Source organism: Aliirhizobium sp. YIM B11859 (assembly GCF_057163345.1).
In genome coordinates, this window is record NZ_JBXHAY010000005.1 from 204074 (window position 1) to 225033 (window position 20960).

Sequence of the window (20960 nt, forward strand, 5' to 3'; positions counted from 1 at the left end):
CCGGCAAAGCGGGCCTTTATGTATCGGCGGGTCAAAACACGCCGGGAGCCGGTTGGCAAGCGATTTTGCAGGAACGTGGTCTGCGCCTGGGGCATTGCCGGCTGCGCCAGGTGGCCAATATCACGCTCATCTTTATTTCTTTTCTCCCCTTATTCTGTATTCAAACTTCAGCTAAACTATAACAAAGTGTAAATGTCGCCTTTGCCACATTGCAATATTACACAACTATTACGCGCGACACTGCCGTGGATGAGGTTATGACCAAGCCCCTACTTCCGATCGATGACATGGACGCATTGCTGCTGGATATTTCCATGGCACGCGGGCTCGAAGAAATCATGTCGGTCGTCAGGCGTTCGGCCCGCAAGCTTGTGGGAGCCGACGGGCTTGCCTTCATCCTCAAGGATCGCAACGAGTGCTTCTATGTCGACGAAGACGCGATCGGGCCCTTGTGGAAGGGACTGCGCTTCCCGATGGATGCCTGTATTTCCGGCTGGGCGATAAGCCATTCGGAAGTCGTGGTAATCGATAATGTCTACGGCGATCCACGTATTCCGCAGGATGCCTATCGGCCGACCTTCGTCAAAAGCCTGGCGATCGTGCCGCTTCGCCCCTCAGATCCTGTCGGCGCGATCGGCGCCTATTGGGCCGAGCCCGGCGAACCGCCGCGCGAGAGCGTGCACCGCCTGCAGCGGATCGCCAACACCGCTGCCGTGGCGATGACGAATGTGGCGCTGACCAATTCGCTTGCGGCAGCACGCGACGAAGCGGCGCGTGCGCGTGACGCAATGATCCTCGCCATGGCTTCGCTCGCCGAAACCCGGGATCACGAGACCGGCGACCACATTCGCCGTACCCAGCACTATGTGCGCGTTCTGGCCGAGGCGCTGAATCGCCGCGAACCCGATACCGAGGGACTGGACGGGGAATTCGTCGACCTTCTCTACAAGTCGGCGCCGCTGCACGATATCGGCAAGGTCGGTATTCCCGACCGCATCCTGCAAAAGGCCGGCCGTCTCGACCGGGCCGAATACGACATCATGAAAACGCATGCGGATCTGGGCCGTGCGGCGATCGCCACGGCAGAGCGTTATATCGGCTCGACCAATCCCTTCCTCAGCCTTGCCAAGGAAATTGCCCATTGCCATCACGAAAAATGGGATGGGACAGGCTATCCACGCGGCCTGAAGGGCGAAGACATTCCGCTGGCCGGCCGGATCATGGCCGTCGCCGATGTCTATGACGCGCTTGTGTCGGAGCGGGTCTACAAGCCGGCGATGAGCCATGACGAGGCTGTCGGCATCATCACCGGCGAAAGCGGAAAACATTTCGATCCGGCGGTCGTTGCGGCATTCGGCGAGGTCGCGCCGGAATTTGCCCAGATCCACGAACGGTTTAACCAGGCATATTGAGGTTTTTAGGCCCTTGCCGGAAACTCCGCCAGACGCGCGGCGTAACGGGCCATTGTGTCGACTTCGAAATTGATGAAGTCGCCCGGCTTGCGGTCGCCCCAGGTGGTGACGGCAAGTGTGTGACGGATCAACAGTATATCGAAATCGGTACCGTTCACCGCATTGACGGTCAACGACGTGCCGTCGAGAGCCACGGACCCCTTGGGAGCGACGAAACGCGCCAGACCCTCGGGCGCGCGCAGAGTGATGCGGACCGCCTCACCTTCCGGCTCGACCGCCAGGATCTCGGCCTTGCCGTCCACATGGCCGGAGACGATGTGGCCGCCGAGTTCGTCGCCGATCTTCAGAGCGCGCTCGAGATTGACGCGGGTTCCCGCCGTCCATGAGGCGATCGTCGTCAGCCGCAGCGCCTCTTCCCAGGCCTCAACCTCGAACCAGCGTTCGTTGCTGCCGTCACCCGGCAGGTTCGTCACGGTGAGGCAAACGCCGCCATGGGCGATCGAGGCGCCCATATCGATCGTCTTCGGATCGTAATTGGTGGCGATACGAAGTTTCACCCCTTCATCAAGAGGCGTCATTTCGGCAACCGTGCCGACATCAGTAACAATTCCAGTAAACATCAGAGGCCTCTTTCATATTCGAGCCAGCGGTCAGCGCCGAACTGGTCCTCGCGAACGCCATGAAATCCAACCGGAATATCGGATGGCGTCACCGGCGACGCAAGACCGCCCGCACCGACAACGAGGCTGGACTGGGAAAGGACAAGCCGGTCGACCAGCCCGCGCCCCAGAAAATTGCGCGCCACCTGCGCTCCGCCCTCGACCATCAGCGACGAGATGCCGCGTGTCGCGAGATTGGCGAGAAGGTCTTCAAGGCTGGCCGCCTGGAGAATTTCCACGCCGGCAGACATCAGGGCGCGAAGTTTTGCCTCGCTTGCCGGATGGGCGCTGCAGAATGGATCCGTCACAGCTACCACCGGCACATCTAAGGCCGACATGACCAGCTTCGACGACAGCGGCAGTTCCAGCCTCCGGTCGAGCACGATCCTGAGCGGAGAGCGTTTTTCCAGACCCGGCAGGCGGACCGTGAGTTCAGGATCATCCACCAGAGCGGTGCCGATGCCGACGAGAATCGCATCGTTTTCGGCACGCATCATATGTACCTGGGCACGGGATTGCGGTCCGGTGATCAGCAGTTCCTCGCCACGCCGACCAAGCATGCCGTCGGCGGAAACCGCAAGTTTGAGAGTCACATAAGGGCGTCCGCTCGTCTGGCGCGTGAGGTAGGCTGCGAGATCGCGGCGCCCCTCCTGCGCAAGCAGTCCGGTTTCGACGACAATGCCCGCTTCACGCAGGATGGCAAAACCACGACCAGACACGCGCGGATCGGGATCGTTGAGGCAGACGACAACGCGGGAGACGCCGGCCGCCACCAGCGCATTGGCGCAGGGCGGCGTGCGGCCGTGATGGGAACAGGGTTCGAGCGTGACATAGGCCGTCGCGCCCCTCGCCTTTTCGCCGGCAACCGCCAGCGCCTGGGTTTCGGCATGGGGACGTCCACCTGTGGCGGTGACCGCCTGACCGACGATCACACCGTCCTTGACGACGATGCAGCCGACCGATGGGTTGGTTGCCGTCAATCCGTCGTGCCATCTGGACAGCCGAAGGGCTGCCGCCATGAAACGCTGGTCTTCGGCAACGCTCGTCATTTGTCGAGATCCGGATCAAGGCCCGGGTCGCGACCGATCTTGGCGTTGATCTCCTCGATCACCTTCTCGAAATCTTCCGCATGGGAGAAATCGCGATAGACCGATGCGTAACGGACGAAGCCGACATCATCGAGGCTCTTCAGGGCTTCAAGCACCTGCAAACCGATCTGCTCGGAAGATATTTCGGCTTCGCCAGAGCTTTCGAGACGACGGACGATGCCGGATACGGCCCGCTCGATGCGATCGGCGTCGACCGGCCGCTTGCGCAGCGCGATCTGGAAGGAACGAACAAGCTTGTTGCGATCGAAGACTGCCTTGCGGCCGGCCTTCTTCACCACCATCAACTCGCGCAACTGGACGCGTTCGAAGGTGGTGAAACGACCGCCGCAATCAGGGCAGATACGACGGCGACGGATGGAGGTGAAATCCTCCGCCGGACGACTATCCTTGACCTGGCTATTTTCAGAGCCGCAGAACGGGCAACGCATGCGGTATCCTTCGCCTTACATATACGGGTACATGACGAAACGGTCGGTCAGGGCGACCACCTTTTCGCGAACGCCGGCCTCGATGGCAGCATTGCCTTCATCAGAATTGGCAACCTTCAGACCATCGAGAAGCTCGACGATAAGATTGCCGATTTCGGCGAATTCGGCTTCCTTGAAACCGCGGGTCGTGCCTGCCGGCGTGCCGAGACGGACGCCAGAGGTGACGAACGGCTTTTCAGGGTCAAACGGGATGCCGTTCTTGTTGCAGGTGATGTAACCGCGGCCAAGGGCAGCCTCGGCGCGCTTGCCGGTGGCATTTTTCTTGCGCAGATCGACCAGCATCAAGTGGTTGTCAGTGCCGCCGGAAACGATGTCGAGGCCACCGGCCTTCAACGTTTCGGCCAGCGTCTTGGCATTCTTGACGACCTGGGCGGCGTATTCCTTGAATTCCGGCTGCAGTGCCTCGCCGAAAGCGACAGCCTTGGCGGCGATGATGTGCATCAGCGGGCCACCCTGGAGACCGGGGAATACGGCCGAGTTGAACTTCTTGGCCAGTGCCTCGTCGTTCGTCAGGATCACACCGCCGCGTGGGCCGCGCAACGACTTATGGGTCGTGGTGGTGGCAACGTGGCAATGTGGGAACGGCGAAGGATGCTGACCACCGGCAACGAGACCGGCGATATGGGCCATGTCGACCATCAGATATGCACCGACTTCGTCGGCGATCTCACGGAACTTCTGCCAGTCCCAGATACGGGAATAGGCGGTTCCGCCGGCGATGATCAGCTTCGGCTTGTGTTCACGCGCCTTTTTGGCGACGTCTTCCATGTCGAGCAGGTTATCATCTTCACGCACGCCGTAAGACACGACGTTGAACCACTTGCCGGACATGTTGACCGGAGAACCGTGGGTGAGATGCCCCCCCGAGTTCAGGTCGAGGCCCATGAAGGTGTCGCCCGGCTGCAGCAGCGCCAGGAACACGGCCTGGTTCATCTGCGAACCGGAATTCGGCTGGACGTTGACGAAGTCGACGCCGAACAGCTTCTTGGCGCGTTCGATCGCCAGTTCCTCGGCGATATCGACGAACTGGCAGCCACCGTAGTAGCGCTTGCCCGGATAACCTTCGGCATATTTGTTGGTCATGATCGAGCCCTGGGCTTCGAGCACGGCGCGGGAAACGATGTTTTCAGATGCGATCAGCTCGATCTCGTGGCGCTGACGACCCAGCTCCTTCTCGATCGCGCCAAAGATTTCCGGGTCGGTTTCGGCAAGCGGGCGGGAGAAGAAGACTTCGGTATTCGACATGAGCGAGGCTCCTGGAAGAAGATAAAAGGCGGTGTGACGCGTCTTAGCGCCCTGCCACCACAAGGGCAATACGGAGAGCGACATTTGCGCGTCCAGCCGGACCGACGTGTCTTGCAGATGCACAAAGGCCGCACTCTTTAAAGGAGCGCGGCCTCGAATGTCAGCAATGCAACACCGCCTTATTGCGGCAGCATGTCCTGTTCGGTGAGAGCACCCGTCTGGCGTTCGATGCCGTTGGTTGTCTGCAAAGCCAGTTCCTGGTTGCCATCCTTCTCGTAGATGTCGTCGCGGAACTGCACGACACGGTCCTTCGCAGACCATGCGGTGATGTAGACGATGTAGACAGGGACTTCCTGGGAAAGCTTGATCGGGTTGTTCTGGCGCGTGGAAATCACGCGCTCGATTTCCTGTCGCGACCAGCCGGGGGTATCCTTCAAAAGCCATGTCGTGAGGTCGCGCACGTTCTGCACGCGCATGCAACCTGACGATTCGAAACGCATCAGCTTGTTGAACAAGCCCTGCGACGGGGTGTCGTGCAGGTATTCGTTGTTCGGGTTATGGAAGTTGATCTTCGTCGAGGCCATGGCGTTGATCTTGCCCGGGTCCTGGCGGAACATCAGGTTCGGCGCCTTGGGGGCGAACCAGTCCACCGTCTCGGGCGACACTTCCTGGCCTTTGCCGTCAAACAGACGGATCTGGTTGCGCGTCAGATAGGTCGGGTCCTTGCGCATCAGAGGGACGATGTCCTTCTCGATGATCGAGCGGGGCGCGGTCCAGTAAGGGTTGAGAATGACTTCGTAGATCTTCGAATTGATCGCATGCGTCGGGCGGTCGATGCGGCCGACGATGGCGTTGGTACGCAACGCAACGCGGTCGTTCTCCACCGCCTCGATGTAGATCGCCGGAATATTGACCATGACGTAGCGCGAGCCGAGATCGCCGGACATCGACTGCAGTCGCACAAGGTTCGTCTGCAGCTGCATCAGCCGCGTCTGCGCCGGAATGTTCATCGCCTTGACGGTGAACTCGCCGAGAACGCCGTCGGCAGGCAGGCCGTGGCGGGCCTGGAAGCGCTTGACCGCACCGTCGACATAGCTGTCAAAAGCCGTCGACATGCCGGCCGCCTCGTCGAGATCGCCCGAGATCGTCAGGCGCTGTCGAAGCTGCTGGACGCTCGCGTCGGCAACACCGAGCTGCAGGCGAACAGACGGGCGCACTTCCGGCCAGCCGCCATTCGAGACGATCTGCTGGTAAGCGAGGATCGCCTGCTGGATGTTGGCCGGACCTTCAGAGCCGAGAATGGGATTGTTCGACACGACGCCGACAGCCGCGCGGGAACCGCGCGCATCGAACTGGTCGTCCCAGCTGCCGCGGCGCGGCGCATTGATGAGCGAGTCGATCGGGCTCTGCGCAAGCGCCGGCGCAGCAACGGCTGCGGCCCCTGCGGACAGCGCCGTACGCAACAGGGCGCGGCGAGAGAAAGTTTCAGATCCGATCTTTTTCGACATCATCCCATCCATTCGATCCCGGTCAACACAACAGCGCTACAGGGATATGGTTAAAAAAGGCGCAAAAGCAAAGCAGTACGCCTTCAGAGGCCCATGTCTGCCATGACTGGCAAACGCCCATTTTACCAAATGCTTGTACTTGCCGGTCCCATAGCAATATGGCCAATTCGTGTCAGCAAACATGGGGTCACAAAGCCGTGTTACGGTGTGACTTTTCTGCCGGTTCGAAAAGGCTTGGCGCGCGGTCCTAAAGGAAGGTTTCCGGGATCGGTACCCATGGCGCATCCGGCTCTCCGGCAGCCCTGGTGAATTGCGGGATATGGGCAAGGCTGTGGATCAGTTCGGCATCGCTTCCGAGCACATCCTGCCAGTCCTTCGCCTCGGTCAGAATGACACCGATACCGACGACATGTCCGCCTGCCGCGCGCACGAGGTCCACCGAACCCTTGATGCTGGAACCGGAGGCGACGACGTCGTCGACGACGACCACACGCTTGCCGGCGATCAGCGGGATCGCCTGCCGGTCGAGCAACAGGCGCTGTTCGCCCTTGGAGGTGATCGAGGAGATCGTCTGCACCAGTGCATCGCCGAGATGGATCTTCGGCGACTTCTGAAGGATGACGTAATGGTCGAGGTCGAGCGCACGGCTCACCTCGATTGCAACGGGAATGCCGAGCGTCGCCGCACCGACGATCACGTCCGGCTTGAGGGGGGCGAGCTTTTCGGCAAGCTTGCGGCCGACATGTTCGCCGAACTTCACCCCGAGATCGATGACCATCATCAGCGAAATGGCAAAATCCGGCTTGATCGCGACAATCGGCAGATCGACGCCGTAGCCGTCGATATCCAGTTTCCAGGTTTCACCGGTGATCGGGGAGAGTGCGGCGGTCATGGTGTTTCATCCTTGATGGGAGTGCGCGGCTTCATGGCACTGGCCGGCGTGATGGGAAGGCGTGGTTCGACGAGCAGGCCGACATTACGCCATGTCGTGCGCTTTTTCCTGAGGTCGAAACCGTAGACGGAAAGTGACAGCGAGATCGCATGGGCCGTGCGGATCGCCTGGACCAGCAACGGAACACCACGAGCAAGTGCAAAGCGCAATCTGGTGGGCAGAGACACGTCGTCTATCTCCATCCCCCTCGCCCGCTGGGCGTCGGCGATACGATCGAAATCCTCGCGCAACATCGGGATCATGCCGAAGGTGAGCGAGAGGACGAGAGTGATGATCGGCGGCAGGCGAGCGGCGCTGCAGGCAGCAAGGATCGAACCCGGCGTGCTGGTTTCCATGACGAAGAAGAAGGCCGCAGTCGTTGTGACCAGGCGTGCGGCCATGCCGAAGGCCACAAGCACTGCCTGGCTGACGGCCATGCCCTGGATCGACAGGTTCAGGATCCAGCTTGCCATGACGAGCAGCGTCAGCAGCGTCGCGCCCTTCAGATAGGCCCTGAAGCCCGGCGTGTGCGTCACGCGGAGGAAAATCACCATCGCGATCGCCAGCGGCACGCCGTAGACCCAGCCGGGCACCAGCCATGCGGCCAGCATGACAAGGAAGGCCAGGCCGAGCTTGACGAAGAAATTGAGGTCATGGAGCAGGTTCATGCCATCACCTCGCTTGGCTGATACGGCGCCGGCCAGCCGAGGGCCGTGAAAGCCTGACTTTGCCAGCCGTCGGCCGTTGCGCCGTCGAAAGCGATCCGGCCTTTTTCGAGGATCAGCGAACGCGACGTGACATCGTCGATCAGTTCCAGATCATGCGAGATCAGGAGAACCGAGCACCCGGAACCAGTCATCGTGGCGAGGAAATTCTCCAACATCCGCCGGCCTTCGAGGTCGCGGGCCAGCAGCGGCTCGTCAAGGATAGCGATTTTCACCGATGCCGCTTCCGCACAGGCGAGCCCGAGCAATGCCTGTTGGCGGGCCGACAGCGCGAACGGATTGGCCTCCGCGAGATCACCGAGCTTGTAGCGGCCCAGCACTTCGACCGCCTTTTGCCGATCTTCGCCGGATGTTTCACCGGACTTGCCGCCGGTCATTGCAAACAGCACCTCGTCGACCACCGTCATGTTGAAAAGAATACGCCGCATGTTCTGCGGCAGATAGCCGATCGAGCGGGCGCGCCGCGCCGGCGTCCAGCCATTCGCCTGCTCGCCATCGATCATGATCATGCCGGCCTTCATCTTCGCCAGACCGAGGATAGACTGAAAGAGCGTCGTCTTGCCCGCACCGTTGCGGCCGATGAGGCCGACGACCTCGCCTGCGCGCAGTTGCAGCTTGACGTCTTCGAGAACCGGAAGACCATCGGCCCGTCTGAGTTCCGTCTTCACACCCTCGACCGAAAGCAGAACGCGGCCCTCCGGCGCTTGGGTTTTCACGGCGCGTATTCGGCGCGGCGCAAGGATCCCGGCAGCCTCCCACGGGGCCGTCTCGGCCATAATCGCGGCGGCTGCGACCGGTGCCGACACTGTGCCGTCACTCAACAACACGACATTTTCGACAACGGCCTGAAGCGAGGCCGGATCCTGCTCGGCGATGACGACGCCGGAAAGCTCTTGGGACAATTTCTTGATCAGCCGAACCAGACGCTTTCGGGCGGCCGGATCAAGGCCTGTCGTCGGTTCGTCGAGGACGAGGATTTCCGGACGTGCGGCAATCGCCGCGGCGATCGCCACCATGCGCCGCTCGCCACCGGACAAGGTGAGCACGCGGCGGCCGCGCAACTGGCCGATATCGAGCTCGACGATCAGCTCGGCGACACGCGCCCGGATATCGGCTTTCGGCACTCCGCGATTTTCCAGCGGGAAGGCGATCAGATCTTCAACGCCGAGATCCCAGAGCTGGTCCTCGGCATTCTGGGCAAGGCTTGCGACCGTGGTGAACCAGCGGTCCTTGCCGATTTCGGAGAGTGTCTTGCCATGCAGCCTCACCTCGCCCGAATAGACAGGCGGCGTCACCAATGTCGGGACGATACCGGCGATGACATTCATCACGGTGGACTTGCCGCAACCGGCCGCGCCGCAAACGAGAAGACGCGCGCCTTTTTCAAGATGCAGGCTGGCTCCGGAGATGACGGATATGTCACCACCGAAGCCGATCGTCAGATTATCGATATCAAACACTGAACTTGCGATGCCTTTAGAAGCGGGTGAACCCTGCCGGATGCGCGCTCTTCAAGATTTTGAGCGCCGGCACGATCAGCAGCGGCGTTCCAATCAACATCGGAACGATATCCGACAGGCCGAGATAACCGACAGCCCACCAGAACGGGAAGATACCGAGATAGGCCAGGCTCGCCGAAACCGCAACGACCATGACGAGGCCAACGATCAGGCAGGTTGCCGCAATTTTGATCAGTGTCGCGCGATCGAAGATCGTCTTTGCCGGATCGAAGATGAGGCCCGGAACGAGACCGGTCAGCCCGACCATGATGCCATCGACGAGCAGCGAATGAGCCGGGATGAACGTGCCGGCCAGAAGCGACCAGACGATGGTGCCGAGATAACCGGTGATGAAACCACTCTTCCAGCCGAGCAGGATGCCAATGAGCGGTGGCAGGAAAGCGAAGATACGCCACTGGATGACGCCCGGCACCAGCTGGATCGGATTGGCATAGGCCCACAGCACGCCGGTGGCAGCGGCAGCGACGATGGAAAGGACGATCGGGAAGAGCGTATTGCCCTCAGGCTTGACGATTGTTTGTTGCATTTCTTACCCCTTAAATCTGGTGGGTAACGCAAAGCAAGATATGTGCCGATCCCCGCGGCCTTCATCCGGCAAGAACACGCCGTGCCACCAGCCTCATGCAAGCTGTAGACGCTATTTTTCGCACTTCAAAGATACATGCGGGGGAGCTCATGAACTGGAAGCCGACATCGACGCTGATTGCCAACAAGCTGGTGTTCCTGCTGTTCGATCACCTCGCAAGTGCGCATTGGGTCGGCTACGTCAATGAGGATGGCATTTGCGAATGGCCGGAGAAGGTTCGCGGCTATCGCCCGACAGGATGGCAGGAAGTGATCGTCGACCTGACACGGATCAAGGCGATCGGCGGCTGATCCGCAGCATTGATGTTCAAACCGCCGAACACGACAAACGGGCACAACGGAGCGCTAACCTTGCGATCCGTTGTGCCTTTGTGCGTCACAGCATGACTGGAGGAAATGAGTAACGCCAAGCCTCTCGTGGTTTAAAGGCGCATTATCTTTCCGTCGGATTACATCCGGTAAGCGATCGAGTCGTTCCAGAAACGGTCGAGGCGCTGCAGGAGACGGTTCATCTGGGAGAACTCGCCCTCGCCGATGCCGCCGACCTTTTCGATCGAACCGATATGGCGCTCATAAAGCCGTGCGACGGTTTCGGCGATCAACTGGCCTTCCGGCGTCAGGCTGATACGGACCGAGCGACGGTCGATGCGCGAACGGGCGTGGTTGATGAAACCGAGATCGACCAGCTTCTTGACGTTGTAGGAAACGTTGGAGCCGAGGTAATAACCGCGGGAGCGCAGCTCGCCTGCAGTCAGTTCCGAATTGCCGATGTTGAAGAGGAGAAGCGCCTGTACGGCGTTGACGTCGTCGCGACCCTGGCGGTCGAACTCGTCCTTGATGACATCGAGGAGACGGCGGTGAAGACGTTCGACCAGGTGCAGCGACTCCATGTAGAGCGAGCGGATGGTGTCTTCGTGGATGTCTGCGACTGCCGGTGCCTGCGGCTTGAGCTTGGTGTTCATGATGACTGCCTCACTGTTTTGTTTGGCGGTGTGTTTGTTCTTCCCGCCTTGAGACAGACCCTATCGAATGCTCATAAAATTCGACTTAAAACACTTGATTAACAAATACCTACCTGCATTTTTCGATTTCGGCGAGACTGTGGCGAGGGCCTTAGCCCCATAAAGTCTGCCCATAAAAATCAATCAGTTAGCGCGGAAAATTCACTAAAATCCGAGCTATTTCCCTTTAGTTTCATGGTAAATCAGTTCTTACCCTCTCCTCCTTGCGGCGCCCTTCGAGCCACAAAGCAAGGCGAAATACGATATAAAGGGCCGCAACGAGCAGATGCAGCAGCGGCACAAGATGGTTGATGCCGAAGATTGCCGGCCAGATGACATACATGAGGATCTGGATCGTTGCAGCGATCACCCACAGCACCGCCCCCCAGGACACGGTCAGCCACAGGCCGAGCGAAGCTACCGGGAAAAGCACCGCAAGTGAGGCCGCCGCGGCCCGCCACGGCAGCGTCAGCAGATCGAAGCGCGCCCTGCCATCCAGAGAGTAGCCGACGAGCATTGCCCAATATTGCAATCCGAACCAGAAACAGGTGATCGCGATCATCCTCAGGAAAAGGACGAAGAGGAGCTCGGTCAGCGTGCGCCTCGGCACTGAAGGTGAATCAGGTTCCATGCCCATTGATATATAGGGGCATCAGACAAGCCGCCAGCCAGACGCATGGCAGCAATGCTTGTTGCAAGCCATTCATAAACAACTTGCTGCGTGCTAATGACCGGCCAAACAAAAAATAACGGAGACACCGTCATGGACAAGACGCATCTCGTCGACGAGATCACCGACCATCGCCGCATGCGCCGCAATCGCAAGGCGGACTGGGTCCGGCGCATGGTTCAAGAGAACCGGCTGACCGTGGACGACCTGATCTGGCCGATCTTCATCACCCACGGCACCGGGATATCGGAGCCGCTGGCGGCGATGCCGGGCGTCAACCGGATGAGCGTCGACATGGCTGTCGAAGCGGTAAAAGAAGCGGCCGATCTCGGCATTCCGGCCATCGCCCCTTTCCCCGATATCGAGATGAACCTGCGCGACCTGACCGGTTCGGCAATCCTCAACCCCGACAATCTGATGAACCAGTTCATCCGGGCGGTGAAGAAGGCGGTTCCGAATATCGGCCTGATCACCGACGTGGCGCTCGATCCGTTCACCAGCCATGGCCATGACGGCATCCTGCGCGACGGCGTGATCGTCAATGACGAGACGGTCGAGCAGGTGGTGAAGGCCGCGATCCTGCAGGCCGATGCCGGTTCAGACATCATCTCGCCATCGGAAATGATGGATGGCCGCATCGGCGCCATCCGCCGCGGGCTGGACGCTGCCGGCCATCAGGATGTCGGCATCATGTCCTATGCGACGAAATTTTCGTCCGGCTTCTACGGCCCCTATCGTGAGGCGATCAATACCGGCGGGCTGCTGAAGGGTGACAAGAACAGCTATTACATCTCGCCCGCCAACGGCACCGAAGCGATGCGCGATGCCGCCCTCGATGTCGAGGAAGGTGCCGACATGATGATGGTGAAGCCCGGCCTTCCCTATCTCGATATCTGTTGGCGGGTGAAGGAGGCTTTCGGGCTTCCGACCTATGCCTATCAGGTGTCGGGCGAATATGCACAGATCAAGGCGGCGGCGATGAACGGCTGGATCGACGGCGAGCGGGTGATGATGGAGACGCTTCTCTGTTTCAAGCGCGCCGGCTGCGACGGCATTCTCACCTATTTCGCCGTCGACGTGGCAAAGAAGCTGGCAAAGGGCTGAGAAGGCCCCGGCGCGGACTGCGCGGATACTTGCTAAGGTTGTCGCATCTTCCCATATTGTTGGGAAGAAACAGGAGACCCTACACCCATGAGCCTCGACCCGAACCCGACCTATGCCGCACCCGACGACTGGCGCGCCTATAGCGGCGTTCTTTCCCGCCGGGTGTTCGCCTTCATCCTCGATTACCTGATCGTGCTGCTTTTGTGCATTCCAGCCGCGGTGGTGGTGTTTTTCCTCGGCATCATCACGCTCGGCCTCGGTTTCATGCTTTATCCGGCACTGTTCGTCATCGTCGCGCTTCTCTATTTCGGCATGACGCTTGGTGGCCCGTCGCAGGCATCGCCCGGCATGCGCGCGATGGGCATCACGCTGATGCGGATGGACGGGCGCCGCCTCGACTTCATGACCGCCGTGGTTCACACCGTGCTGTTCTGGCTGATCAACTCGGTGTTGACGCCGCTGATCTTGCTGGCTGGCCTGTTTACCGAAAAATCGCGGCTTGTGCATGACATGCTGCTCGGTACGGTGATCGTCAGAGCGGCCTGACCGCAGGGATCTGTGCGGTCAGTCACGGGATTTCCGGTGATTGGCCGTGCCTTGAACCAGGGGCTGGCAAGCGCATGGTTGACGTTTTTCATTTATGCGCCATGGTATGACATTTCCCACACCATGACGGGATTGGCCGCACCTCGATGAATACCCAGACGACGCCTTCCCCGCAGTTCTATCTGACGGCTCCGGCAGTTTGTCCCTACCTTCCGGGTGAAATGGAACGCAAGGTGTTCACCCACCTCGTCGGTCCCCGTGCAGCGGAAATGAACGACCTCCTGACCCAAGGCGGTTTTCGCCGATCGCAGAACATCGCCTATCGTCCCGCCTGCGAAGCTTGCCGCGCCTGTGTTTCGGTGCGTATCCTTGCCGGAGAGTTCGAGCCGACGAAGTCGATGAAACGGGTGATGACGGCCAACCGGGATCTCGTTTCAGTGGTCCAGCCGGCGCAGCCTTCGACGGAACAATTCGCCCTCTTCCGCCGCTATCTCGACGATCGCCACCAGCATGGCGGCATGTCGGACATGTCGGCTCTCGATTATGCGATCATGGTTGAAGACACGCATGTGAACACCCGCCTGATCGAATACCGTATCCGTGAACCCGGCTACGGAATCAGCGGAGAGGCGAAGGGCGAGTTGATCGCCGTGGCGCTGACCGACATGATGAGCGACGGTTTGTCGATGGTCTATTCCTTCTTCAACCCGAAGGCCGACAAACGGTCGCTCGGAACGTTCATGATTCTCGATCACCTCAACAGGACGAGATCGCTCGGCCTGCCGCATGTCTATCTCGGCTACTGGGTCAAGGGTTCGTCGAAGATGGACTACAAGACCCGTTACCAGCCGCAGGAACAGCTGACGGCGCGAGGGTGGGAGCGTCTTTTGCCACCCGCCGCCGAACCGCATTCCGAGCGGTAGAGATGCAGCATCACAGCAAGGGCCTGCTGCTGACGGTTACCGGCGGCGTTGCACTTTCCTTCGACGTGCCGCTCGTGCGTCTTGGTGGCGGCGGCCTTTGGGAGACGCTGGCGCTGCGCAGCCTTTCGACCTTCGCGCTCGGTCTCATCGTCTGGCTGGTCTTCCGATTTCTGCATCCTGCAAGCGCGGCGCTTCGGCCCGGCAAGGCAGGCCTGATTGCCGGACTTTTCTACGGCCTGTCGACCGTCACCTTCCTCGGCGGCGTGTTCAACACATCGACCGCGAATGTCGTGTTCATCGTTGCCTTCACGCCGATGTTTGCAGCGCTTTTCGGCTGGCTGACGCTCACTGAGCCTCCATCGCGGGCGACATGGATCACCATGGCGCTTATGGTCATCGGCGTCGGCCTGATCGTCTCGGGCGGCCTGTCGGCCGGCGACATGCTCGGCAACATATCGGCACTGGCAACCGCCGTTCTGCTCGCCGGCGCAATCACGATCGGGCGCGGAGCCAAGGCGGATCTCGGCCTCGTTCCACTCGTCGCAACCATCATTCCGGCAATCCTCGGGCTGGCGATGATGCCGGCAGGCGGTTTTCCATCAGTGCCCGATCCGCTCTTCATCCTCATCGACGGACTGGTCGTGCTGCCACTCGCCTTCTGGTGTCTGGCGACGGGACCGAAATACCTCACCGGTGCCGAGGTCGGCATGTGCTACCTGCTCGAAACCGTGCTTGCACCGATCTGGGTCTGGCTGATCTTCGGCGAGGAGATGCATGTCCGGACGCTTGCAGGCGGCGCGATCCTGATCCTGTCGCTGGCTGGCCATGCGCTGTGGCAGATGCGGCGTGGGCGGCCTGGGCAGATCGCCGACATCACATAGAAAACGTGACTTCGAATTATCTTCGAACATGCTATCCTGCCCTCTCGCCAACGGGAGGTTACTGATGGACAGGGCAGTTACCATTCAGAAAGTTGACGGAGGTTGCGGCATTGTCTTGCCACAGGATGTTCTGCATCGTCTTGGCTGGAAGGAAGGCGATGTCATCGAACTTCATTCCGACGATACAGGTCTTGAGCTTTTCGTTCCGAAAGCGATTGCCGACGAGGATTTCCAAGTCGAGATCACCGCGGCCAAAACCGCGATGCGCAAATATTACACCGCTCTCAAGGAACTGGGAAAGCACTGAGAGTTCGGTGTCACATCTCATCGAAAGCCGCTTCCGGCTTTCGATCTCACAGCGTCAACCGGCGAACTTGCCGCTGCGTGGAAAACCCTTAGGAACAGTGCGGCCCGCCGAGGCGCGGTCGCCCATCCATTCCGCCAGCTCTTCCTTCGTGCGGTTGAAGGCGCGGCCGGCGCTGTCTTCCCAGGAAAGACCTGCGTCCATCGCAAAGCACTTGATGTCGGAAATGCCGCCATCCTTGTAGCGCTGCAGGCGGACACCCTTGCCACGGGTCATTTCCGGCAGCTGTTCCAGCGGGAAGACGACCATCTTGCGGTTCTCGCCGACGATCGCGACGTGATCGCCAGAGACAGGCACGACGAGCTTGGTCTCGTCCGGCATGCCGACATTCATCACCTGCTTGCCCTTGCGGGTATTGGCGACCATTTCGCTTTCGGCGACGATGAAGCCATAACCGGAGGTCGAAGCGATGATCATCCTGCGGCTCGCGTCATGGACGAAGGCGGTGAGGATATCCTGATCGTTTTCCATATCCACCATGATGCGGATCGGTTCGCCATGGCCGCGGCCGCCGGGCAGCTTGTCGCCACCAAGCGTATAGGCCTTGCCGCCGGTAGTAACGAGCAGCAGCTTATCGGTGGTCTGCGCCGTAAAGGCGATCTTCGGCCCGTCGCCTTCCTTGAAGGTGAGAGCCGACGTGTCGGCGACATGGCCTTTCAGCGCGCGGATCCAGCCCTTTTGCGAGATGATGACGGTGATCGGTTCCTTTTCGATCATCGCCTGCTGGATGGCTTCCAGATCGGCCTCCGGCGCCTCGGCAAACTGGGTGCGGCGACGGCCGAGCTCGGTCGCCTTGGCATATTTCTTCTTGACGTCCTGGATCTCGACCTCAATCATCCGCCATTGCTTGTCGTCGGACGCCAGCAGCGCTTCGATATCGGCCTTTTCCTTGGTCAGGTTGTCGTTTTCGGTGCGGATCTCGAACTCTTCGAGCTTGCGCAATGCGCGCAGCCGCATGTTGAGGATGGCTTCGACCTGGATCTCGGTCAGCGACCAGCGCTCCATCATCACAGGCTTCGGCTCATCCTCCTCGCGGATGATGCGGATCACCTCGTCGATGTTGAGGTAGGCGACAAGCAGGCCACCGAGGATTTCCAAGCGCCGGTCGATCGCAGCCAGGCGGTGGCTGGAACGACGGACGAGCACATCCTTGCGATGCGCCAGCCACTCGAGCAGCACCTCGTTCATCGCCATGACCTTGGGCACGCGGCCCATGGACAGGACATTCATGTTGAGCGGAATACGGCTTTCAAGCTCGGTCAGCTTGAACATCGATTCCATCAGCAGGGTCGCATCGACGGTGCGGCTCTTCGGTACGATGACAACGCGGACATCTTCGGCGGATTCGTCGCGGATGTCGTCAAGCAGCGGCAGCTTGCGGGCGATCAGCAGCTCGGCGATCTTCTCGATCAACCGCGACTTCTGCACCTGGTAGGGAATTTCGGTGATGACGATCTGGTAACCGCCGCGACCGAGATCCTCGATCTCCCACTTGGCGCGAACGCGGAAACCACCGCGTCCGGTCTTGTAGCTCTCGATAATGCTCTCGCGGCTGTCGATGATGATGCCGCCGGTCGGCAGGTCCGGACCGGGCATGAATTCGACCAGCTTCTCGACCGTCGCATCAGGATGCTTGATCAGATGCAGCGCCGCATCGCAGATTTCATGGGCATTATGCGGAGGGATCGACGTCGCCATGCCGACCGCAATGCCTGTCGCACCATTGGCAAGCAGGTTCGGGAAGGCACCGGGCAGGACTGTCGGCTCGGAATTCGACTCATCATAGGTGTCGCGAAAATCGACCGCATCCTCGCCGATGCCTTCGAGCAGAAGTTCGGCAACCCCGGTCATCTTCGATTCGGTGTAACGCATCGCGGCAGGGCTATCGCCGTCGATATTGCCGAAATTCCCCTGGCCGTTGACCAGCGGATATCTGAGCGAGAAGTCCTGCGCCAAACGGGCCAGCGCATCGTAGATCGACTGGTCGCCATGCGGGTGATAGTTACCCATCACTTCGCCAACGATTTTCGCGCATTTGCGGAAGGCGGTATTTGGGCGAAGGCCCATCTCGCTCATCGCGTAGACGATGCGGCGATGGACAGGCTTCAGCCCGTCACGAACGTCCGGCAGTGCGCGGTGCATGATGGTGGACAGCGCATAGGCGAGATAGCGCTCTTCGAGCGCTGCCTTGAGGTCCACCGGTAATATGTTGTCGCCGCCGTCGTCGCCGGGCGGATTCACGATCTGTCCCATGGCCCCTGACTAGCCCAAAGCCCGGTTTTCGGCAACAAAGCCGGGGAATGAGGCTGTGGAGAAACTAACCCTTTGATAAGGGCGTCACAAAAATGGCTCAGAGCGCGGCTCAGAAAGCCATGGACCTTTCTTTCACGCGACCTATAAAAGCCATTGATTTCACGGGATCACCCGTGCCCTCCAGGAGGATATTCATGCGTCACGCTTCCAAGGCCCGCCTGCTTGCGGCCGGTACTGCACTTCTCGTCTTCAGTTCGCCCGCCTTCGCGTTGGACGGGGCAGATCTCGTGGCGAAGATCAACAAAGCGCTTTACATGGAACAGGGTGCGGGCCTTGTTCCCGGCTCGGTCGAGGTTGACGGCGCCAATGTGACGCTCCGCGACAGCCGTTTCGAAGCCGGCAAGGGTCAGGGCAGCCTGCCGCTCGGCACGATCGAGATGGAAGGCGTCGAGGAGGACAATGGCGGCTACACGATCGACAGCGTCACATTCGAAAATGTCGACATCCGCCAGGACAAGGCGGAAATCCGCGCCTCGGACATTGCAATCAGCGGCCTCACGGTCCCGGCCGAAACGGCCGGCAACACGCTCGATTCCGTGCTGCTCTACGACGAGGCATCGGCCGGCCCGATCGAGGTCAAGGTCGATGGCAAAAACGTCGCGTCGATCGGTTCCTCCAAGGTGACGACAGACGTTTCGGATGACGAGAAGACCGTCGGCTTCGAGATGAAAGTGGCCGACATCAAGGCCGATCTTTCGACGATCGACGATCCGAGCTCGCGCCAGACGATCGCAGATCTCGGGATCAACACGCTCAACGGCGAGATCAACATGACCGGCAGCTGGGATTTGCTGCCCGGGACGATCGCGATCGAGGATTACTCGATGGACTTCGCCAATATCGGCAAGCTCGCCTTGGCCATGAGCCTGTCCGGTTACACGCCGGATTTCGTCCGCTCCGCCAACGAGACGGCGCGTGCCATGGAAGCCAATCCGAATAAGGAAGAGGCACAGCAGGCGGCAAACCTTGCCATGCTCGGCCTGATGCAGCGGCTGACCTTCAACAGCGCGATGATCCGTTTCGACGATGACGGGATCACCGAAAAGGCACTCGACGTGGTCGGCAAGCAGCAGAACACGAGTGGCAACCAGATGGCCCAGATGATCAAGGCGATGACGCCGCTGGTTCTGGCCCAGTACAACATGCCGGAACTGCAGAACATGCTGAGCCAGGCGGTCAACACCTATCTCGACAAGCCGGGCAGCTTCACCGTGACCGCCCAGCCGCAGAACCCGGTCCCCTTCCCGATGCTTCTCGGCGCCGGCATGGGTGCGCCGAACACGCTGCCACAGGTTCTGGGCGTCAAGGTCACGGCGAACGACTAGCCGCGACGTCAGGTTCCCGATGCAAAGAGCCCGGCAGGTCACCTGCCGGGCTCTTTCGTTCAATCGACCGTGGACCCTGCCAGCGAGGCATGGGGCTTGTCGTGCAGGGCGAAACGGTCGATCATGTCGGTGCTCGCTTCGTTGACACCGCGCACTTCGACCTCCACGCCCATATTGCGATATTTCAGCACGACCTTGTCGAGTGCATCGACGGCGGTGATGTCCCACAGATGCGCCCTGCTGACATCGATCACCAAGGTTTTAGGCAGGTCGTCGACGCCGAAAGCGTCGATGAAGGCATCTGCCGAGGCGAAGAAGATCTGACCTTCCACCTGGTATATCCGTTCGCCGGCCGCACCGTTGACCTTTTGGACACGGAAGAGCCTGGCAACCTTGCCGGCGAAGAAGACGCCGGAGAGAAGAACGCCAACCGCGACGCCAAGCGCAAGGTTGGAGGTGAAGACGGTGACGACAACCGTTGCCAACATGACGACGCTGGAGGCGCGCGGATGCACGACCAGCTTGCTGAGCGACGACCAATCGAACGTATCGACCGACACCATGACCATGATCGCAACCAGAGCTGCGACCGGAACTTCCGAAACCCACGGCTTGAGGAAGACCATCAGGACAAGCAGGAATACACCGGCAAAAAGCGTCGAAAGGCGCCCTCTCCCGCCGTATTTCACATTGCTCACCGTCTGACCGATCATGCCGCAGCCGGCAATGCCGCCAAACAGGCTGGACGCGGCATTGGCAATGCCGAGGCCCGTGCATTCGCGGTTCTTGGAGCTTTGCGTCTCCGTCTGCTCATCGACGACGCTCGCCGTCATCATCGATTCCAACAGGCCAACCATGGCGATTGCGACCGCCGGCCCGATGATGATCTCCAGTGTCTCAAGGGTGAAGGGCACTGAAGGCCAGGCGAAGACCGGCCAGCTGTCCGGCAGCTTGCCGAGATCTGCCACTGTTTCGACCGGCAAGTCGAAGCCGACGCTTGCAACCGTCAGCACGAGAATACAGATCAGCGGCGACGGGACTGCGGTTGTGATGCGCGGTGCCAGATAGATGATGACGAGGCCTGCCGCAAGCACGGCGAAGGTTGCGGCATTGGCACTGAAAATATGCGGTGTCTGCGCCCAGAAGATCAAAATCGCCAGCGCGTTGACGAAGCCGGTGCGCACCGATTTCGACACGAAGCGCATCAGCACGCCAAGCTTGAGCAGGCCGAACACGATCTGGATGAGACCCGCCAGCAGGCCGGCCGCCAGCAGATAAGCCAGGCCGTGCGCGTGGACGAGCGGTGCCGCGACCAGGGCAACGGAACCGGCAGCCGCCGAAATCATGGCAGGGCGGCCACCAGTAAAGGCAATCACAATGCCGATAACGAAGGAGGCAAAAAGACCCACTTCAGGATCGACACCCGCGACAAAGGAAAAGGCAATGACTTCCGGGATGAGGGCAAAGGTCGCCACGGCGCCCGCCAGCATTTCACGGACGGGATTGGCAGACCAATCCCGGCGAAGGGTAGAAAAAGTCGACATGTCGGATGATCTCGCAAAGCTTGAAAGAACGCAGCTGGTGAAGAGCGATCTTGAGTATCTGCAGGTTTTGCGGTTGTCCGGCGGATCGGCGGCCGGAAGAGCCACTC

Annotated in this window: 21 protein-coding genes and 1 other annotated feature (1 of these 22 cut by a window edge); of the genes, 8 read left to right on the forward strand and 13 right to left on the reverse strand. The window is 60.2% G+C overall.

Features of this window, described 5'->3' with window-relative positions:
- The first annotated feature begins 257 nt into the window (after positions 1-257).
- Complete coding sequence (locus AC2GXZ_RS20450) at positions 258-1412, forward strand: GAF and HD-GYP domain-containing protein (RefSeq protein ID WP_483761046.1); 1155 nt, start codon at positions 258-260, stop codon at positions 1410-1412.
- A 5-nt stretch (positions 1413-1417) separates the two neighbouring features.
- Here the strand turns inward: AC2GXZ_RS20450 and AC2GXZ_RS20455 are convergent, their stop codons facing one another.
- The 9 genes from AC2GXZ_RS20455 to AC2GXZ_RS20495 form a co-directional block, all read right to left on the reverse strand.
- Positions 1418-2032: a riboflavin synthase gene (locus AC2GXZ_RS20455; RefSeq protein WP_483761047.1), complete on the reverse strand. Its 615-nt coding sequence runs from the start codon at positions 2030-2032 to the stop codon at positions 1418-1420.
- Positions 2032-3120 (reverse strand): bifunctional diaminohydroxyphosphoribosylaminopyrimidine deaminase/5-amino-6-(5-phosphoribosylamino)uracil reductase RibD, encoded by a 1089-nt coding sequence (gene ribD / locus AC2GXZ_RS20460; RefSeq protein WP_483761048.1) that lies wholly within the window; start codon positions 3118-3120, stop codon positions 2032-2034. Before ribD ends, AC2GXZ_RS20455 begins: the two co-directional genes overlap by 1 nt.
- Entirely contained in the window at positions 3117-3608 is a 492-nt protein-coding gene (nrdR, locus tag AC2GXZ_RS20465) for a transcriptional regulator NrdR (protein ID WP_483761049.1), read from the reverse strand. Before nrdR ends, ribD begins: the two co-directional genes overlap by 4 nt.
- 15 nt (positions 3609-3623) lie before the next feature.
- On the reverse strand, positions 3624-4913 hold the full coding sequence (glyA, locus tag AC2GXZ_RS20470; RefSeq protein ID WP_483761050.1) for a serine hydroxymethyltransferase: 1290 nt from the start codon (positions 4911-4913) through the stop codon (positions 3624-3626).
- A gap of 179 nt (positions 4914-5092) precedes the next feature.
- Positions 5093-6421 (reverse strand): L,D-transpeptidase family protein, encoded by a 1329-nt coding sequence (locus tag AC2GXZ_RS20475; protein WP_483761051.1) that lies wholly within the window; start codon positions 6419-6421, stop codon positions 5093-5095.
- Positions 6422-6668: 247 nt separating this feature from the next.
- On the reverse strand, positions 6669-7313 hold the full coding sequence (locus tag AC2GXZ_RS20480) for a phosphoribosyltransferase family protein (protein WP_483761052.1): 645 nt from the start codon (positions 7311-7313) through the stop codon (positions 6669-6671).
- Positions 7310-8020, reverse strand: coding sequence for an energy-coupling factor transporter transmembrane component T family protein (locus tag AC2GXZ_RS20485; protein WP_483761053.1), 711 nt, complete (start codon positions 8018-8020; stop codon positions 7310-7312). The genes AC2GXZ_RS20480 and AC2GXZ_RS20485 overlap by 4 nt, the downstream gene beginning before the upstream one ends.
- Positions 8017-9537: an ABC transporter ATP-binding protein gene (locus AC2GXZ_RS20490; RefSeq protein ID WP_483761054.1), complete on the reverse strand. Its 1521-nt coding sequence runs from the start codon at positions 9535-9537 to the stop codon at positions 8017-8019. Before AC2GXZ_RS20490 ends, AC2GXZ_RS20485 begins: the two co-directional genes overlap by 4 nt.
- Positions 9538-9553: 16 nt before the next feature.
- Positions 9554-10123: an aminotriazole resistance protein gene (locus AC2GXZ_RS20495; RefSeq protein WP_483761055.1), complete on the reverse strand. Its 570-nt coding sequence runs from the start codon at positions 10121-10123 to the stop codon at positions 9554-9556.
- A 149-nt stretch (positions 10124-10272) separates the two neighbouring features.
- Here AC2GXZ_RS20495 and AC2GXZ_RS20500 point away from each other — a divergent pair, with 149 nt between their 5' ends.
- On the forward strand, positions 10273-10473 hold the full coding sequence (locus tag AC2GXZ_RS20500) for a hypothetical protein (protein ID WP_483761056.1): 201 nt from the start codon (positions 10273-10275) through the stop codon (positions 10471-10473).
- Positions 10474-10631: 158 nt separating this feature from the next.
- Here AC2GXZ_RS20500 and ldtR read toward each other — a convergent pair whose 3' ends face one another.
- Positions 10632-11144, reverse strand: a complete 513-nt coding sequence (gene ldtR, locus AC2GXZ_RS20505; RefSeq protein WP_483761057.1) for a transcriptional regulator LdtR — start codon at positions 11142-11144, stop codon at positions 10632-10634.
- 232 nt (positions 11145-11376) lie between these two features.
- Complete coding sequence (locus tag AC2GXZ_RS20510) at positions 11377-11814, reverse strand: DUF6163 family protein (protein ID WP_483761058.1); 438 nt, start codon at positions 11812-11814, stop codon at positions 11377-11379.
- Between the two features lie 96 nt (positions 11815-11910).
- Between AC2GXZ_RS20510 and hemB the strand changes: the two genes are divergently transcribed.
- From hemB to AC2GXZ_RS20535, 5 genes are all read left to right on the forward strand, one after another.
- Entirely contained in the window at positions 11911-12957 is a 1047-nt protein-coding gene (gene hemB / locus AC2GXZ_RS20515) for a porphobilinogen synthase (protein ID WP_483761059.1), read from the forward strand.
- A gap of 87 nt (positions 12958-13044) precedes the next feature.
- The gene (locus AC2GXZ_RS20520; RefSeq protein ID WP_483761060.1) at positions 13045-13503 is read left to right on the forward strand and encodes an RDD family protein; all 459 of its coding nucleotides are present in this window, start codon (positions 13045-13047) and stop codon (positions 13501-13503) included.
- Between the two features lie 146 nt (positions 13504-13649).
- On the forward strand, positions 13650-14426 hold the full coding sequence (locus AC2GXZ_RS20525; protein WP_483761061.1) for an arginyltransferase: 777 nt from the start codon (positions 13650-13652) through the stop codon (positions 14424-14426).
- A gap of 2 nt (positions 14427-14428) precedes the next feature.
- Positions 14429-15307, forward strand: a complete 879-nt coding sequence (locus AC2GXZ_RS20530) for a DMT family transporter (RefSeq protein ID WP_483761062.1) — start codon at positions 14429-14431, stop codon at positions 15305-15307.
- A 64-nt stretch (positions 15308-15371) separates the two neighbouring features.
- Positions 15372-15614, forward strand: coding sequence for an AbrB/MazE/SpoVT family DNA-binding domain-containing protein (locus AC2GXZ_RS20535; protein ID WP_483761063.1), 243 nt, complete (start codon positions 15372-15374; stop codon positions 15612-15614).
- A 54-nt stretch (positions 15615-15668) separates the two neighbouring features.
- Here the strand turns inward: AC2GXZ_RS20535 and parC are convergent, their stop codons facing one another.
- Positions 15669-17924 carry a DNA topoisomerase IV subunit A gene (gene parC, locus AC2GXZ_RS20540; protein WP_483761064.1) on the reverse strand — a complete coding sequence of 752 codons (2256 nt, stop codon included), beginning with the start codon at positions 17922-17924 and terminating at the stop codon, positions 15669-15671.
- A gap of 194 nt (positions 17925-18118) precedes the next feature.
- Between parC and AC2GXZ_RS20545 the strand changes: the two genes are divergently transcribed.
- A complete protein-coding gene (locus tag AC2GXZ_RS20545; RefSeq protein ID WP_483761065.1) occupies positions 18119-19309 on the forward strand; it encodes a hypothetical protein in 1191 nt (396 codons plus the stop codon).
- A 59-nt stretch (positions 19310-19368) separates the two neighbouring features.
- On the opposite strand, the gene AC2GXZ_RS20550 is transcribed toward AC2GXZ_RS20545, so the two are convergent.
- Positions 19369-20853 carry a SulP family inorganic anion transporter gene (locus AC2GXZ_RS20550; protein WP_483761066.1) on the reverse strand — a complete coding sequence of 495 codons (1485 nt, stop codon included), beginning with the start codon at positions 20851-20853 and terminating at the stop codon, positions 19369-19371.
- A 71-nt stretch (positions 20854-20924) separates the two neighbouring features.
- Positions 20925-20960, reverse strand: a sequence feature (sul1 is cis-regulatory element that is thought to sense ions involved in sulfur or methionine metabolism; They are found in Alphaproteobacteria) (it continues 22 nt past the right edge of the window).